The organism is Mesorhizobium dulcispinae, from assembly GCF_033977345.1.
GTDB classification, from domain to species: Bacteria; Pseudomonadota; Alphaproteobacteria; order Rhizobiales; family Rhizobiaceae; genus Mesorhizobium; species Mesorhizobium dulcispinae.
This window is the reverse complement of record NZ_JAVIIY010000001.1, coordinates 712,124-726,388: the sequence shown is the minus strand read 5'-3', so window position 1 is coordinate 726,388 and position 14,265 is coordinate 712,124. Positions and strand designations below refer to the sequence as shown.

General features: G+C 63.3%; 18 protein-coding genes. 9 read left to right on the top strand and 9 right to left on the bottom strand.

The annotated features are described in order from the left end of the window. Positions 1-249: 249 nt before the first annotated feature. Positions 250-594, bottom strand: a complete 345-nt coding sequence (locus RFN30_RS03345; protein ID WP_320260697.1) for a hypothetical protein — start codon at positions 592-594, stop codon at positions 250-252. Between the two features lie 686 nt (positions 595-1,280). Between RFN30_RS03345 and RFN30_RS03340 the strand changes: the two genes are divergently transcribed. From RFN30_RS03340 to RFN30_RS03330, 3 genes are all read left to right on the top strand, one after another. Next, positions 1,281-1,874: a TetR/AcrR family transcriptional regulator gene (locus RFN30_RS03340; RefSeq protein ID WP_320260966.1), complete on the top strand. Its 594-nt coding sequence runs from the start codon at positions 1,281-1,283 to the stop codon at positions 1,872-1,874. 183 nt (positions 1,875-2,057) lie between these two features. After that, positions 2,058-2,462 carry a YciI family protein gene (locus RFN30_RS03335; RefSeq protein WP_320260696.1) on the top strand — a complete coding sequence of 135 codons (405 nt, stop codon included), beginning with the start codon at positions 2,058-2,060 and terminating at the stop codon, positions 2,460-2,462. Beyond that, positions 2,459-3,730: an RNA polymerase sigma factor gene (locus tag RFN30_RS03330; protein WP_320260695.1), complete on the top strand. Its 1,272-nt coding sequence runs from the start codon at positions 2,459-2,461 to the stop codon at positions 3,728-3,730. The genes RFN30_RS03335 and RFN30_RS03330 overlap by 4 nt, the downstream gene beginning before the upstream one ends. 217 nt (positions 3,731-3,947) lie before the next feature. Here the strand turns inward: RFN30_RS03330 and RFN30_RS03325 are convergent, their stop codons facing one another. The 3 genes from RFN30_RS03325 to RFN30_RS03315 all read right to left on the bottom strand — a co-directional run bounded on the left by RFN30_RS03325 (position 3,948) and on the right by RFN30_RS03315 (position 5,470). Beyond that, positions 3,948-4,400 carry a hypothetical protein gene (locus RFN30_RS03325; RefSeq protein WP_320260694.1) on the bottom strand — a complete coding sequence of 151 codons (453 nt, stop codon included), beginning with the start codon at positions 4,398-4,400 and terminating at the stop codon, positions 3,948-3,950. Positions 4,401-4,510: 110 nt separating this feature from the next. Further along, positions 4,511-4,873 (bottom strand): DoxX family protein, encoded by a 363-nt coding sequence (locus RFN30_RS03320; protein WP_320260693.1) that lies wholly within the window; start codon positions 4,871-4,873, stop codon positions 4,511-4,513. A 174-nt stretch (positions 4,874-5,047) separates the two neighbouring features. Further along, a complete protein-coding gene (locus RFN30_RS03315; protein WP_320260692.1) occupies positions 5,048-5,470 on the bottom strand; it encodes a VOC family protein in 423 nt (140 codons plus the stop codon). A 132-nt stretch (positions 5,471-5,602) separates the two neighbouring features. Here RFN30_RS03315 and RFN30_RS03310 point away from each other — a divergent pair, with 132 nt between their 5' ends. Together RFN30_RS03310 and RFN30_RS32360 are read left to right on the top strand one after the other, a co-directional pair. After that, positions 5,603-6,427, top strand: a complete 825-nt coding sequence (locus RFN30_RS03310) for an AraC family transcriptional regulator (protein WP_320260691.1) — start codon at positions 5,603-5,605, stop codon at positions 6,425-6,427. After that, entirely contained in the window at positions 6,411-6,674 is a 264-nt protein-coding gene (locus RFN30_RS32360; protein WP_430698559.1) for a P63C domain-containing protein, read from the top strand. Before RFN30_RS03310 ends, RFN30_RS32360 begins: the two co-directional genes overlap by 17 nt. 71 nt (positions 6,675-6,745) lie before the next feature. Here RFN30_RS32360 and RFN30_RS03305 read toward each other — a convergent pair whose 3' ends face one another. From RFN30_RS03305 to RFN30_RS03290, 4 genes are all read right to left on the bottom strand, one after another. Next, the gene (locus tag RFN30_RS03305; RefSeq protein ID WP_320260690.1) at positions 6,746-7,168 is read right to left on the bottom strand and encodes a hypothetical protein; all 423 of its coding nucleotides are present in this window, start codon (positions 7,166-7,168) and stop codon (positions 6,746-6,748) included. 92 nt (positions 7,169-7,260) lie between these two features. Beyond that, a complete protein-coding gene (locus RFN30_RS03300) occupies positions 7,261-8,109 on the bottom strand; it encodes a 23S rRNA (adenine(2030)-N(6))-methyltransferase RlmJ (protein WP_320260689.1) in 849 nt (282 codons plus the stop codon). A gap of 6 nt (positions 8,110-8,115) precedes the next feature. Further along, a complete protein-coding gene (locus RFN30_RS03295; protein ID WP_320260688.1) occupies positions 8,116-8,739 on the bottom strand; it encodes a hypothetical protein in 624 nt (207 codons plus the stop codon). A 12-nt stretch (positions 8,740-8,751) separates the two neighbouring features. Next, positions 8,752-9,399 (bottom strand): TetR/AcrR family transcriptional regulator, encoded by a 648-nt coding sequence (locus RFN30_RS03290; RefSeq protein ID WP_320260687.1) that lies wholly within the window; start codon positions 9,397-9,399, stop codon positions 8,752-8,754. A 136-nt stretch (positions 9,400-9,535) separates the two neighbouring features. Here RFN30_RS03290 and RFN30_RS03285 point away from each other — a divergent pair, with 136 nt between their 5' ends. The 4 genes from RFN30_RS03285 (at position 9,536) to galE (ending at position 13,382) form a co-directional block, all read left to right on the top strand. Continuing rightward, on the top strand, positions 9,536-10,009 hold the full coding sequence (locus tag RFN30_RS03285; RefSeq protein WP_320260686.1) for a carboxymuconolactone decarboxylase family protein: 474 nt from the start codon (positions 9,536-9,538) through the stop codon (positions 10,007-10,009). Positions 10,010-10,288: 279 nt separating this feature from the next. Then, complete coding sequence (locus RFN30_RS03280) at positions 10,289-10,639, top strand: hypothetical protein (RefSeq protein WP_320260685.1); 351 nt, start codon at positions 10,289-10,291, stop codon at positions 10,637-10,639. 542 nt (positions 10,640-11,181) lie between these two features. Further along, complete coding sequence (locus RFN30_RS03275; RefSeq protein ID WP_320260684.1) at positions 11,182-12,249, top strand: UDP-glucuronic acid decarboxylase family protein; 1,068 nt, start codon at positions 11,182-11,184, stop codon at positions 12,247-12,249. Next, a complete protein-coding gene (gene galE, locus RFN30_RS03270; protein ID WP_320260683.1) occupies positions 12,246-13,382 on the top strand; it encodes a UDP-glucose 4-epimerase GalE in 1,137 nt (378 codons plus the stop codon). Before RFN30_RS03275 ends, galE begins: the two co-directional genes overlap by 4 nt. Before the next feature lie 70 nt (positions 13,383-13,452). On the opposite strand, the gene RFN30_RS03265 is transcribed toward galE, so the two are convergent. Then, entirely contained in the window at positions 13,453-14,043 is a 591-nt protein-coding gene (locus RFN30_RS03265; RefSeq protein ID WP_320260682.1) for a DUF995 domain-containing protein, read from the bottom strand. Between the last annotated feature and the right edge of the window lie 222 nt (positions 14,044-14,265).

Sequence of the window (14,265 nt, the reverse complement as noted above, 5' to 3'; positions counted from 1 at the left end):
TGTTGACCGAATGCGCTTGCCAGAGCAACGGCCAGCGCCGTGAAACCGAATAGCCAATGTTGCGACAACAAAGGCGGCGGAAGCCGGACAACAAAAAAGCTCCCGGAAGTTTGCCGGGCGGCAAATTTCCAGGAGCTTTCAGGAAAGGCGTTTGCCGATCCACTTTGTCCGCTGTGACGCCGAACTGGCGAGAGGGACGCCGACGGCGCCCGCCCTCACCCTTTCCCCGTCGCCAGCAAAGCGACGCGATTACTTCTTGGCCGGCGCCTTCTTTGCAGGCGCAGCCTTCTTCACCGCTGCCGTCGACTTGGCGGCTGCTGCTTTCATTGGCGCCTTGGCGGCGGGCTTGGCCGCTGCCTTCGCTGCCGGCTTCTTGGCGGCGGCGGGCTTCGCTGCTGCCTTGGCGGCGGGCTTGGCTGCTGCCTTCGGTGCCGGCTTCTTGGCGGCGGCGGGCTTCGCCGCTGCCTTGGCGGCGGGCTTGGCTGCTGCCTTCGGTGCTGCCTTCTTCACTGCTGCAGGTTTCGCGGCAGCTTTCGGTGCCGCTTTCTTTGCCGGCGCTTTCGCCGCCGGCGCCTTGGTTGTCGTCTTTGCCATGCGATGCCCCTTGCGTTTTGCCGAAGGTCGTGAGTGACCCGGCGTGCTCATGCATATCTGACTCGCGGCTATCTAGCCAGCGAAGCAACACAATGAATTTCAGTTATTGAATTTTGGTTACGCGAGACGCGCTGACAAGGGTATCGACGCAAAAATCGACAGCGAATCTTTGCCAGTCGAAGTGAAATTGCGCCACCGAGAATTCCCGATGCCCTCTATCGCCGGATCATCCGGACATATTGGCGCCGCGTAGAGCGCAGAATGTGAGCGGATTGCTCATAATGGACAACGTAGTCCAAATCGCGCGTTACATCTTGTCCAGAAGAAAGTTCTACAGGTCGAAGCGAAGCAAAGCCAACCCAGCGCGACGGCAAACCTTGCGCGCTAAAAAGTGAGCTTATCGCTCGTATTTAACAGCCGCCGCTCGGAGCGTCGAGCAGCTCAGGCTCCCGCTGCAGACGGCGCAAAGGCTCCGTCTGGCGCGCTTTCTTTGCTCGTCGCAATTCTGAACGGAAAGGCGCTGCGCACTTTTCCTGGAATTGCGCTTCCTTTGCTCATCGCAATTCCGGACGGAAACCACCATGCACTTTTCCTGGAATTGCTCTCGGACAAAATGCGAGTATCTTGTTTATATTTCTGGGAGGTCGGCCAGGATGGCTACTCGCATTGCAAAGCCAGGCCCGCGCATGCGCAAGGAGCCGCGCCAGGCGCGCTCGCTCGCCACCGTCGAGGCGATAATTGAAGCAGGAGCTCGCGTTCTGAGCGAGATCGGCTGGGCGGGCTTCAGCACCAACAAGGTGGCCGAGGCGGCAGGCGTGAGCATCGGCTCGCTCTATCAATATTTTCCCGACAAGCTCGCTTTGGTCGACGCAATCCGCCGCCGCCACTTCGATCATGTGCTGTCGGTCATCCGCGAAGCCGTGGCCGAGGAGAAGCCGCTCAGGCAATTCGCGCGCGAGCTGGTGCGCGGCATGATCGCCGCGCACAGCATCCACCCGACGCTGCATCAGGTGCTGCTCGATGAGGCGCCGGGCGACCGCGGCTCGCGCGCCGCGCATGCCTCGTTCCAGGCCCGCTACCTCGAGCACTATGCGGCGGCCGTCGCGCAATACCGCCGACGCCTGAAGGACACCGAGACCGTGGCGCGCGTGCTCTCCTCCGCCGTTGAGGGCGTGATCCACAATGCGGCGCGCCGCAACATGCTCGATGCGCCGGAACTGCAGAAGCAGCTCGGCGAGTTGATCTGCGCCTATCTGTCCGGCCAGGGCACGCGGGCGTGACGGCGGCGAGATCCGGCGATCGGCGCAATCAACCCTGATAGCCAAGGCAGATTGCGCCGAGCGCAACGACAGCGCAGGCGCCGACACGGCCCGTTCGGCGGATTTAATTTTCGCGCCGCCGTCGATTCCGCCGATCCTCGTTCGTCATAGGATGGAACCAACACAACCGAGAGGAAGATACCTATGCGCTTCATGATGCTTATGATCCCCGGCGGCTACGCAACCGCGACTCCCGACGCAATGCCCAGCGCCAAGGCGGTGGAGGAGATGATGAAATACAATGAGGAGCTGAAGCGGGCCGGCGTGCTGCTCGCGCTCGACGGGCTGCATCCGCCGTCGACGGGCGCGCGGGTGTCCTTCAAGGGCGGCAAGCCGGCGGTCATCGACGGCCCCTTCGCGGAGGTGAAGGAAGTGCTCGGCGGCTACTGGATGATCGACGTGCGCTCGCGCGAGGAGGCCATCGAATGGGCGCGACGCTGCCCGGCCGGGGAAAATGACGTGATCGAGGTCCGCCGCGTCCAGGAGCTGAGCGATTTCCCCGAGGACGTGCAGAAGGCAGCCGAAGGCTTCAGCGGGCTGAAGGGTTGACTGCAACCGCAACCATCGAAGCGGTCTGGCGGATCGAGCAACCAAAACTCGCCGCCAGGCTCACCCGCGACCTGCGCGATGTCGGGCTGGCCGAGGAGGTCGTGCAGGATGCCTTCCTGGAGGCGCTGGAGCGTTGGCCCGCGGATGGCTTCCCGCGCAAGCCGGCCGCCTGGCTGGCGCGGGTCGCCACCAACCGGGCGCTCGACCGGCTGCGCCGCACCGTGATGCTCGACGGCAAGCATCGCGAGCTGGCGATCGACCTCGCCGAGCTCGAGCGCGCGATGCCCGACATCGAGGCGGCGCTCGACGAGGATATCGATGACGACCTTTTGCGGCTGATCTTCACCGCCTGCCACCCGGTGCTGCCGGCCGAGCAGCGCGCGGCTCTTGCCCTGCGGATGCTGGGCGGGCTCACGACACCCGAGATCGCCCGTGCCTTCCTGGTGCCCGAAACCACGATCGCCCAGCGCATCGTGCGCGCCAAGCGGGCGCTGCGCGATGCCGGCATTGCGTTCGAGACGCCGCGTGGGCAAGAGCGGCGCGAACGCCTCGGTGCCGTGCTGGAGGTGGTCTACCTCATCTTCAACGAAGGCTATGTAGCGTCGGCAGGGCCGCAATGGCTGCGCGCCGATCTCAGCGGCGAGGCGTTGCGCCTCGGTCGCCTGCTGGCAACGCTGGTGCCGGAAGAGCCCGAGGCGCTCGGGCTGGTCGCCCTGATGGAGTTCAACGCTTCGCGCTTTGCCGCCCGGACCGACAAAGCGGGCAATCCGATCCTTCTGCTCGACCAGGACCGCAGCCGCTGGGACTGGTCGCTGATCCGGCGCGGCCTCGACGGCCTCAATCGCGCGATGGCGCTCACGCCGACGCCCGGCCCTTACCTGCTGCAGGCGATGATCGCCGCCTGCCACGCTCGCGCGGTGAGCTCCGCCGACACCGACTGGATCGCCATCGCCGCCTATTACCAGGCGCTGGCGCTCGCGGCGCCCTCACCCATCGTCGAAGTCAACCGCGCGGTTGCGGTCGGCATGGCGTTCGGACCGGCGCAGGGGCTCGCCGTCGCCGACGCGCTGCGGGACGAGCCGCGGCTAAAGGATTTGCATCTGTTGCCTACGGTGCGCGGCGACCTGCTGGAGAAACTTGGGCGGACCGCCGAAGCCCGCGCCGAATTTCGCCGCGCCGCCGAACTGACCAGCAATGAGAGGGAGCGGGCTCTGATGCTCGCCCGCGCCGATGGTTGCGGCGTTCGGGAGAACATCGAGGTTCGATAAGAATGATAGGCTGGCGGGACAGCCCCCCTCTGCCCTGTCAGGCATCTCCCTCACTTGGGGGAAGGTCGGAAGTCGCGCTGGCTTTCGCCAATCTCGAACGTACAGGGGGGAGCAGGCCGGCGAAGCTGCCAATCTCCCCCCAAGTGGGGGAGATGGCCGGCAGGCCAGAGGAGGGCGTCGTAGAGCGACTACCTCACTGTCTACCGGTCATCATCAATTATCTGAGCACGCGGCAGCGGCCGTTATAGACCATCCAGCGGTCGAAGCCGGAGACGCAGAACTCGACATTGTCGCCGATCGAGGCAAAGCCCTGGCCTTCCTCGATCAGGTACCAGATGGTGCGGGCGCGGCCGTCCGACAGGCTGACGGTGGCGCCGCAATAACGGCGGCCGATCGGCCATTCGTCGCTCGCCGGCAGGTAGCGGTGCTGGTGGATGCGGTGGAAGTCGGTGATCGCGACATCGGGCAGATGCGGCACGTGCTTGACCTGATAGGCGAAGCGGTCGGTGATCTTGTTCAGCACCCAGCTTTCGCCGCAGACACCGCCGTCATCCTCGGTGTAGACGGCCAAATCGGCGGCGTGCGCAGCCTGGGTGAAGCCAAGCGAAGTGCCAAGCGGCGTCAAAAACGAAATCAGCGCGGCAAGGGCGGAATGAGCGAAGCGAGTCATGACAGCCTCTCAAGGTAGGTTGTACGCACTGTGCGGATTCGCTTGGCGGCGGTCAAGCGGTTGTGAAAACAATGGTTTCCCAAATGATCGTTGCGGATGCCGCCTGATTGTCAGACCGTTCCCGACACCAGCAATCCACCGACGACGGCCAGGTTGATCAGGAAGGCATTGCGCAGCACCTGCCGCTCCGGCTCCTCGCAGGCCCAGAAACGCAGCAGCATGACGTTCGTCGCCACCGTGAACACAACCAGCGCGCCGGCGGCGAAAGGCACGGCAAGGCCGAGCGCCAGCATCAGCCCTGCAACGATCTCCAGCGCCGAGCCGGCGGCCAGCATCAGGGCGGGAGTCGGGAATTCCCGGCTCGCCAGATAGTCGCGCATCGCCTTGAATTTCAGGAAGTGCTCGATGCCGGCGAAGACGAACACGCCGCCGATGAGAAGCGCGCCGATCGCCTGGACGGTTTCAATGGGCATGTCGGCCTCCCTGCGGGTTTCCCACGGCCTAGGGACCGTTTCGAAATTCGCTCTGGTGAGCCATATGGTGGTGGTTTCGAGAACCGGAGCGCAGCGGACTTTCTGGTCCGTGAGCACCGGAAGCGCAGAAAACGCCAGCAGATGGCCACCGGAGTAGAATTTCCAAACGGTCTCTCAGTCCTTGGGGATGAAAGCGGGGTTATAGACGACCTCCCAAAGATGATCGTCCGGGTCCTGGAAATAGCCGGCATAGCCGCCCCAGAAAGTCTTTTGCGCCGGCTTGACCACGCGCGCGCCGGCATTGATTGCCTCAGCCATCACCGCGTCGACCTCGGCCTCGCTCGCCACATTGTGGCCGATGGTGAGTTCGGTCGGGCTGCGGCCACTCTGCGGCACCGTGGCGTCGTGGGCGATGCTCGAGCGCTCGAAGATCGCGAACTTCAGGCCGCCCGCCAGCTCGAAGAAGGCGACGGCGCCGTGCTCGAACTCGCGGCCGATGATGCCTTCGGTCGGCAGGCCGAGCCCATCGCGGTAGAATTTGAGCGATGCTTCGAGATCATCGACGCCAAGCGTGAGGACGGTGATGCGAGCTTTCATTTCTCTCACTCCTTTCTATATTCGGCATCACATTCGGAAACGGATGCGGTCTGATGTAAGCGCTCGAAGCGCTATAAAGCTGCATTCGTTTTGCCACGGACGACGCGGCCCGCATTGAAGATTTCGGCCAAAATGACCGCCGCGTCGATCCGCTGGGAAATGCCGGGGCAGATCGGAGACGACATGGAAGCGGTACTGGCCCAGTCCACCGGCTTCTTTCGGGAAAGGCCCGTAAGCCGAGGCCTGGCCGGCGCCTTTTCCGCGGTCTGGGTGCATCGCCTGGACGACCTGGCTGCTCCTCCGATCGTCATCACGCCGGACGCGACCATCGATCTGCAGTGGATCGACGGCCGGTTCCGCATTGCCGGGCCGGACAAGGAGCCGCAGATCGAGCGGCCGCCGGCCGGCTCTGTGATCGTCGGCTTCCGCTTCCGGCCGGGAGTTGCCGCCGGCTGGCTTGGCGTGCCGGCCAGCGAGATCGTCGGCGCGCGGCTCGATCTCGCCCAGCTTTGGGGCACGCGCGCACGAGAGCTGTCGGACCGCGTCGAAGCCGTGCCCGACCTCGCTGCCATAGTGCGGCAACTGGAAAATATTATCGGCGCGCATACAGAGAGGCGCGATGTGCTCGACCCGCTGATGGGCAGAGCCTTCGACGTCATCGGCGAAGGGCTGCCGCCGCAAACGCCGCTGGTTCCTTTTCTGCAGCGCCACCTGCATATGAGCGAGCGGACGCTGCGGCGCCGCTTCGAGGATGCCTTCGGCTACGGCCCGAAGACACTCGACCGCATCCTGCGCTTTCACCGCTTCCGACGCCTGCGCGACAAAGCTGGAAGCGCTTCGACCGCCGTGCTGGCGATCGAGGCCGGCTATGCCGACCAGGCGCATCTGATCCGCGAGAGCCGGCGGCTGACCGGCGTCACGCCGTCGGCGTTAGCGGGCGGTGTCGCGCCGACGTAGCTTCGCGCTTACGACCTGGCAGGGCGCTTTGAATGGCCGTCCAAAGTATTGGGGCAAACTGGTTATTGAATTAGTTTACGATACGCTAGACCCTGATGCTGCGAGATATCTTCGGGAGAACCGTCCTCTAGCAAATGTTAGGCGGCATCAGAATCTAAAAAAACCTCGGCGTGAGACAGCTAGCCTCAATATGCTATTAGATAGTTTGGCTTTCAAGATCATTCAGAACTATTGGATAGCTTGGTAGGAAAGTTTTTCATCACTAATTGGAACAAGAAATACTTTTTAACTTCGACGATTGACACCAGCGGACCGAGTCTAACCCTTGATTCCCGCGTTTGGCGGCGGCAAGGCTTTGAACGCGGCATAGGTCAGGTACAGTCCAAGGACCAACGTAATCGCGGCATAGACGTAGAAAAGGCTTTCGAAATGAAACATCTCGAAATACGTCGCCAGCGCTTCCGGTGAAAGGAAGAGCAGGAGCAAGCCACGGATCAGGATTGTCCATCCGATGAGGGTGACGACGACAGGCAGGATTCCGCCCGCCCAGACGTTGTGCCCGAGCACCATGCCGAGACCCGCAACCGTGGCAATCATGCCGATAAACAGGACCAGCGGTGGGTCCTGAATGAGCCTGGGCACGGTTGCGACAAACGACTGCTTGTGCATGAGCATGAACAGCGCGCTGAGAATAAAGAACAGGCCAATTAGTCTGCCGAGAAAAATCGTACGAGGTAGCATGGTTGCCTCCTCAACTCACCCAGAGCCGAGCGGCCGCTATCTTACACCTCGGCTGGGGCCCAGTGTCTGATTTTCACCACTACGGCTAACCTCTACTCGCCGGCCAGCCATTCGATCGTCCAGCGCGAGGGCTGCTCGACGGCGAGTGCCTTGTGCAAGGCCGGCAGCATCAGCCGCAATTCGCTCTCGAGCGTGTAGGACGGGTTGACCACCACAAGGCCGCTGCCGTCGAGGCTGGGCTCGCTCGAAGCCGGCCGGACCTCGAAGCCGATGTCGAGCAGTTTTGGAATGCCCGTCTCCTTCAACGCCGTGCGGAAAGCGGCCACGGCCTTGCGGTCCTTGATCGGGTACCAGAGCGCGTAGATGCCGCCCGGCCAGCGCCGATGCCCCTTCCGCAGGCCTTCGACGAGGCGGGAGAACTCACCCTCCTCCTCGAAAGGCGGATCGATGAGCACAAGGCCGCGCTTTTCCTTCGGCGGCAGTTGCGCGCCGAGCGCCAGCCAGCCGTCGAGCTCGATCACCCTCGTCTGGAAATCGCCGGCGAAAACCGATTTCAGCCGCGTGGCGTCCTCGGGGTGCAACTCGATCGCCGTCAGCCGGTCCTGGCTGCGCAGGAGGTGCCTGACAACCAACGGCGAGCCGGGATAGCGACGCAGGTCGCCATCGGGATTTTCGGCGCGCACCGCTTCCAGATAGGGCTGAAGAAGCGCTACCGCCCGAGGATCGAGCGTGGCCTCGAACAGCCGGCCGATGCCGCCCCGCCACTCACCCGTCTTGCCGGCCTCCAGCGAGGCGAGATCGTAGCGGCCGATGCCGGCATGGGTGTCGATGACGCGGAAGGCCTTGTCCTTCTGCTTGAGATATTCGACGAGGCGAGCGAGCACGGCGTGCTTGACGACATCGGCGAAATTGCCGGCGTGATAGGCGTGGCGGTAGTTCATGCGCGCTTACCTTTGCGAACCGCCGCGGCCCCAGTGCGGCGGTGGCGGCTGCGAGTTAGGGTTCTGCGGCGGCCTGTTGCCACGGCCAAAAACAAGCGACAGCACCAGCCCCGCCAGACCGACGCCCATCAGCGCGTAGCCTGCCGGCCGCGCCCTCTCGTCGATCGAGCCGGTACCGGCACGCAAGATCAGGTCGACGGCGCGCATGTCGATGCCGTCGGCATCGCCCGGACCGATGGTGAAGACATAAGCACCCGGCGTGACCGTCTCGATCACGCCGGCCTCGTCGCGAAAAATCTTGTCGGGCAGTTGCGGGCTCACCTGGCGCGGATTGTCGGTGTGGTTGAAGGAGAGCGTCGAGGCCAGCGCCGTGCGGCCGCCGCTTGCCGCGGTCAGCGTCAGCACAGTGCGCTGCTGCGAAGCGACGCGCTCGGCCCGCGCGATGAGGTCGACCAGCACGCGGACAGGCGCATCGCTTGCCGCGAACTGAACGGTGACCGGCCGGAAACGGCCGCCCTCGTAGACGCGGTATGTGCCGATCGCGTGGCCGGAGAAATTGCTCATCGCCCAGGGGTAAAAGACGCCGACGGCGGCACCGGCGATGAGAACAAGAACCGAGAGGAAGCGCATCGAAAGTCCTGGCTATTTCTTCGTATGAGCGCGATCGCCGCCGTCTTGCGCGGTTTCGCTTCGGGCAGCTTCGCGGACCCGCTCCATCTCGTCCAGAAACATCTCCAGGCCAAGCTCGAAAGTCTTGTCGAAGCCGGCGGCGCCGAAATAGGCGCCGGCGGCCACGATGCTGGGATAGTCGCGCGCCAGATCCTCATCGCTGACGGTGGTGACCGCCGAGGGCCCCTTGGCGTAGCCGGCGGTCTCGTCGAGGATCGCGCCCATCAGATAGTAGCCGGCGGCGCGGAACAGGCGTGCGCTGAGTTCGGGTCCGAAGCCGCCGTCCTCGAAGAGGCCGATGATGGCGTTCAGCTTGGCGAGGCAGGGCGGCGAGTTCATGCGGTACACGACGATGAAGGGCGCGAAGGCCGGATGCTCGGTCGCGACACGACGGAATTCCTGCATGCCGATGCGGGCCCGCTCACGCCAGGGCAGGCTGTCGTCGGGGATCACGAGCCCGCTCATCTGGCGGTCGACCAGCGCCTCGTAGAGATGCGCCTGCGAGGGGAAGTGATGGTAGATGCTCATCGCCTCGCAGCCGAGCCTGGCGGCGAGCTTGCGCATCGAAAAGCCTGAAAGCCCTTCGCGTTCGATCACCTCGAAGGCGGCGTCCTCGATCATCTCGCGGGACAGTTTTCCGCGGGTTCGGATTTTTTTGCTCGGTGAGTCCATGGCGTCGCTTGACAACTTACACTGTAAGGTTCATCTTCCGCACTACCTTACATCGTAAGGCTAACAAAGACCAGAGGAGAACACCGTGTCCGTCATTCGCATTGTCTCGACCGTGCATTCCCACCTTCGTTCCGCCTCGCTGCTGGCCGCCGCGGGCGTGTTTGCCACCATGCTGAGCGCGGCGCCGGCCAGCGCCGACGACTATGACGCCGCCATCAAGGACATCCAGTCGACCATGGGCGGCGTGCCCGGCTTCGTAAAACAGTTCCCGAAAGCCGGTCTGCCCGGCGCCTGGGCCGAGGTCAAGGCCATCGAGCTCAGCGACAAGACGGCATTGTCGCCGAAGGTGAAGTCGTTGATCTCGCTGGCGGTCGCGGCGCAAATCCCCTGCAATTACTGCGTCTGGTCGGACACCGAGAACGCCAAGCGCGCCGGCGCCACCGACGAGGAGATCCAGGAGGCCGTCGCCATGGCCGCCTTGACCCGCCGCTGGAGCACCGTCTTCAACGGCATGCAGGTCGACTTCGCTCAGTTCAAGAAGGACATGGGCGGAGAATAGGATCGAGGCGGGAACGAGCGCCGAAGCCAACGGCATGGCTCGCGGGTTGCGGGCCATGCCGTTGCTCGTGAGCACCTGGCCCGCGCCCCGACCGGCAACCAGCGGGTGTGGCAGCCCCCGCCTCCCTCTGGCGCGCCTTGCCGGGCAGCAAAAACTTCCAACCGATCGATCAGCTATCGCTAAAATTAACCAAGTTTGCCATAGTGTTTGCGGAGCGGGATTCCGGCTAGTGATTCGAAAATAGGGCGTCTCACACGCCCAAGAGGATTTTTGATGCTCATGGCTCACGAGAAGCAACCCAGGCCCTCCTCCAACAACAAAATTCTCCAATCCAGCAAATTTCTTTATACTTTGTTTGCCCTCGGCACGGTACTGGCAGTCTCCGGCTGCCAATACTTCAACTTTGGACAACCTTGGGCATTCAGCGCCTCCCAGAGCGGCAGCGCTGCCTTGATCAACTTGAAGCCAAATCGGGTTATCCAGACAAGAACCGCGCCCGTCGCAGTCACCAGCGTGAGTGCCAACCCCTATTTTGGCAATGCCGCGCATATCTGCAGCCCGAGCGGCTTCGGACAGCAATCGCATTGCTTCCTGAGAGGTTCCGGGCCGCTTTCAGTCCAGAACATCTAGCGTTCGGCTGCCCATCGAAACAAAACGGGAAAGCTTAGCGTCTCCCGCGAGATCTTTTGTTGGCGCGTTTCTCTCTTATGACACGAGATCGGCCGCGCATTTCATCTTCCGGCTCTGGCTGCTCCCCTTGTGAGAGGGCCGGCCCATAGGCTACGCGCTGTCGCCACCACAGCGTTACTTCGGACGACCGAAACCTGGCGTTCGCTGCGTTCTTGGTTAACCAATCACAAACAAGTGGGGTTAACAAAACGCTAATTTAGTTGACTGCGCTGTCCACAGGTATATCTTTGTATGCGTTGGGTGTGCAATTTGGGCGAGCAGTCCGCGGTGGTGGCAGCCATATTCGTGGATCGCGACTTAGGGGCGAAGGGACGCTAAGCGGCGAAAACAAGCCGTATAGCAAAAGCTCCGCGAACTCAGAAAAAAACACATCAGTGATGGCGATTCCGTGCGAGCGGAAATCGTCATTGGTGTTTTCCTGACGTGGCCAGGCGACCTGCCTTGCCGCGATGGGATGGTGTTAGCGGCGCGTAGGGGAAGCCATGAGTAGGATCGTCAAGGTTCTGAAGCTCGACACGGGGGGACGTCGCAGGGGGAACAATTTTGATCGGGGCCGCGCCCTGGTTGCCGGAGGAGCCGGATTTCTAGGTTCGCATCTTTGCGAAAGGCTTCTTTCCGACGGATATGAGGTCATCGCGCTGGACAATTTCCACACCGGCAAGGACTACAACCTGGCCGGAATCGCGCGGAACGGGTCCTTCACCTGCATCAGACATGACATCGTCGATGCACTGCCCACGGATTTTGCCGTCGACGAGATCTACAATCTCGCCTGCCCTGCTTCTCCGCCGCACTATCAGGCTGATCCGATCCACACCTTCAAGACCAGCGTGCTCGGCTCGATCAACCTTCTGGAACTCGCCAGGCGCCACAACGCCAAGATCTTCCAGGCCTCGACTTCGGAGGTCTATGGCGATCCGCTGGTGCATCCGCAGCCGGAAGGTTACTTCGGCAACGTCAACACGCACGGCCCGCGCTCCTGCTACGACGAGGGCAAGCGCTCGGCCGAGACGCTGTTTTTCGATTACTCGCGGACATACGGCATCGACGTCCGCGTCGCGCGCATCTTCAACACCTATGGCCCGCGCATGCGGCCCGACGACGGCCGAGTGGTGTCGAACTTCATCGTCCAGGCGCTGCGCGGTGACGACATCACCGTCTATGGCAGCGGCTCGCAGACGCGCTCCTTCTGCTTCGTCGACGACCTGATCGAAGGCTTCGTACGGCTGATGAACGCTGGAGTGGCCCCCCAGCACCCGGTCAATCTCGGCAACCCGGTCGAGTTCACCATCATGGAATTGGCCGAACTGGTCATCGACTATACGAATTCACGCTCGCGCATCGTGCACCGGCCGCTGCCGGTGGACGACCCCAGGCAGCGCAAGCCCGATATCTCCTTTGCCAAACAGCATCTCGGCTGGGAGCCGAAGGTTGCGCTGAGCGAGGGGCTTGCCCACACCACGTCTTATTTCGACGCACTCCTGGGCGGCCGCCGGTTTGCCGTCCCGCGCGGCGCCCAGGCGCCTTCCGCCAGGGAGGCAACGGCATGACGACCCGCCACCCCGTTCTGGTGACGGGTGGTGCCGGGTTCATCGGCAGCCATACCTGCAAGCTGCTCTCGGCGGCGGGCTACCTGCCGGTGGTTTACGACAATCTGGGCCGCGGCAACGAGAAGGCCGTCGCCTGGGGTCCGCTGATCGTCGGCGACATCCGCGACCCCGAGGTGCTGCAGCGGGCGATCGACGCGCACCAGCCGCGGGCGATCGTCCACTTCGCCGCTCTTGCCTATGTCGGCGAGTCGGTCAGCGAGCCGGCTGACTATTACTCGACCAATGTCGGCGGCACCATCGCGGTGCTGGACGCCGCGCGGGCAAACGGCATCGACAAAATCATCTTTTCCTCGAGCTGCGCGACCTACGGCGTGCCCGAGACGCTGCCGGTCAGCGAAGCTTCTTCGCAGAAGCCGATCAGCCCCTACGGCCGCAGCAAGCTGATGGGCGAAGAGATCATCAAGGACTATGCCGCGGCCTATGGCACGAAATACGCGATCCTTCGCTACTTCAACGCCTGCGGCGCCGATCCCGAAGGCGAGCTTGGCGAATGGCATACGCCCGAAACCCACCTCATTCCGAGGGTGCTGATGGCGGCGTCCGGCATGATCGAGGCGATCGAGGTGTTCGGGACCGACTACGAGACGGCGGACGGCACCTGCGTGCGCGACTACATCCATGTCGGCGACCTCGCCCGCGCGCATCTCATGGCATTGATGCATCTCGAGGCCGGCGGCGCCAGCCTGTCCGTCAATCTCGGCACCGGCCGGGGCATCTCGATCAAGGAGATCCTCGAGGCCGTCGGCCGCATCACGGCCCGGCCGGTCCCGGTCGCCTATAAACCGCGCCGGCCGGGCGACCCGGCCGGACTGTTCGCCGATCCCCGCCTCGCACGCGAGCAGCTGGGCTTCGTGGCGGAACTTTCCGATATCGACACCATCGTCAGGACAGCCGCGCCCTTCTTCGGGCTGCAGCCGGCCCTGAAGCCGAAGGCTTTCAACGCGTCCGCCGCCGTCTCGCGCGCAAAGCGCGCGCCGCGCGGCACGAATGCCGCTGAAAAACGCCAGCCCGCAAGGCTGGCTGTCGTCCCTGTGAGTAATGTGTCGGGGCGCGGGCTCGCTGAGCTGGGTTGAGGGCTTGTCTCAGCGAGCCTCTTCTATTCGGGCGCAAACCGGAATGCCGATCCGCTCCAGGTGTCGGCTTCTACCCCTTGCTGTCGACCAGCTTGCGGGTTTCGTCGAACTGTTCGCCCTTGGTGTTGCCGGCCTGGAATTTTTGATGCTCGTCGGCGGGATCGTCCTTGGCGTGTTTGAAATCGTACCACTCGCCATCCGGATCCTTGCGCTGCTCGATATTGCCGCTCTCTATGCGGTGGCTGTAGCAGGTGCGCTGCGGCTTGGTGGCGTAGGTCTTGGATCGCCAGGCAAGCTCCATGCACATCTTGCCGGTGTCGGTCACCAGCCAGCGGCCTTCGGCGACGGCGGCCTTGTCCTGGCCTGCCGTCCAGGCCTGCAGGCGCCGGTCGAGACCGAAATAGGCCGCACCGTTCTTCCAGTTCCAGGTGCGGTCGGCATAGAGAAGCTGCAATTCGAAGGCCGTCGGCGCGGCATCGGGCTTGGCGGCGGCCTCGACGGGCGGCGCGCCGTTCGCCGCGCCGGCGGCGCCAGAAAAAGCAAGCTGACCGCAAACGATCACGAGAGGCACGAACCAGCCGCGCTTGGCGGCCCGGCGCACTCCCCTGCCCGGCTCCGATGGAAATGTGGTTTTCACTGTCGTTTCGATACGCGATCGCATGTCAATAGCCCCCACTCGAACCCAAGCCGGCCGGGTCGAGTAACCATGATGTGGAAGATGTTTCTTCGGGCTTTCCGCGGTCCGTCACGATGCCCGGGCTGTCTGCCCGATGGCGGCGCGGTGAGCGCCCTTGAAGCCATTAACAGCCCGGCGAGGCGCGATGTCAACAGAGTCCAGAACCCAAGTGATCGATGCACGCCGTTATTTAACCATGGATATTAC

Excerpts from the sequence above, each read along its gene's own strand:
- RFN30_RS03345 (WP_320260697.1), bottom strand. The coding sequence starts at position 594 with ATGGCAAAGACGACAACCAAGGCGCCGGCGGCGAAAGCGCCGGCAAAG.
- RFN30_RS03340 (WP_320260966.1), top strand. The coding sequence starts at position 1,281 with ATGCGCAAGGAGCCGCGCCAGGCGCGCTCGCTCGCCACCGTCGAGGCG.
- RFN30_RS03335 (WP_320260696.1), top strand. The coding sequence starts at position 2,058 with ATGCGCTTCATGATGCTTATGATCCCCGGCGGCTACGCAACCGCGACT.
- RFN30_RS03325 (WP_320260694.1), bottom strand. The coding sequence starts at position 4,400 with ATGACTCGCTTCGCTCATTCCGCCCTTGCCGCGCTGATTTCGTTTTTG.
- RFN30_RS03320 (WP_320260693.1), bottom strand. The coding sequence starts at position 4,873 with ATGCCCATTGAAACCGTCCAGGCGATCGGCGCGCTTCTCATCGGCGGC.
- RFN30_RS03315 (WP_320260692.1), bottom strand. The coding sequence starts at position 5,470 with ATGAAAGCTCGCATCACCGTCCTCACGCTTGGCGTCGATGATCTCGAA.
- RFN30_RS03310 (WP_320260691.1), top strand. The coding sequence starts at position 5,603 with ATGACCGCCGCGTCGATCCGCTGGGAAATGCCGGGGCAGATCGGAGAC.
- RFN30_RS03305 (WP_320260690.1), bottom strand. The coding sequence starts at position 7,168 with ATGCTACCTCGTACGATTTTTCTCGGCAGACTAATTGGCCTGTTCTTT.
- RFN30_RS03300 (WP_320260689.1), bottom strand. The coding sequence starts at position 8,109 with ATGAACTACCGCCACGCCTATCACGCCGGCAATTTCGCCGATGTCGTC.
- RFN30_RS03295 (WP_320260688.1), bottom strand. The coding sequence starts at position 8,739 with ATGCGCTTCCTCTCGGTTCTTGTTCTCATCGCCGGTGCCGCCGTCGGC.
- RFN30_RS03290 (WP_320260687.1), bottom strand. The coding sequence starts at position 9,399 with ATGATCGAGGACGCCGCCTTCGAGGTGATCGAACGCGAAGGGCTTTCA.
- RFN30_RS03280 (WP_320260685.1), top strand. The coding sequence starts at position 10,289 with ATGGCTCACGAGAAGCAACCCAGGCCCTCCTCCAACAACAAAATTCTC.
- RFN30_RS03275 (WP_320260684.1), top strand. The coding sequence starts at position 11,182 with ATGAGTAGGATCGTCAAGGTTCTGAAGCTCGACACGGGGGGACGTCGC.
- galE (WP_320260683.1), top strand. The coding sequence starts at position 12,246 with ATGACGACCCGCCACCCCGTTCTGGTGACGGGTGGTGCCGGGTTCATC.
- RFN30_RS03265 (WP_320260682.1), bottom strand. The coding sequence starts at position 14,043 with ATGCGATCGCGTATCGAAACGACAGTGAAAACCACATTTCCATCGGAG.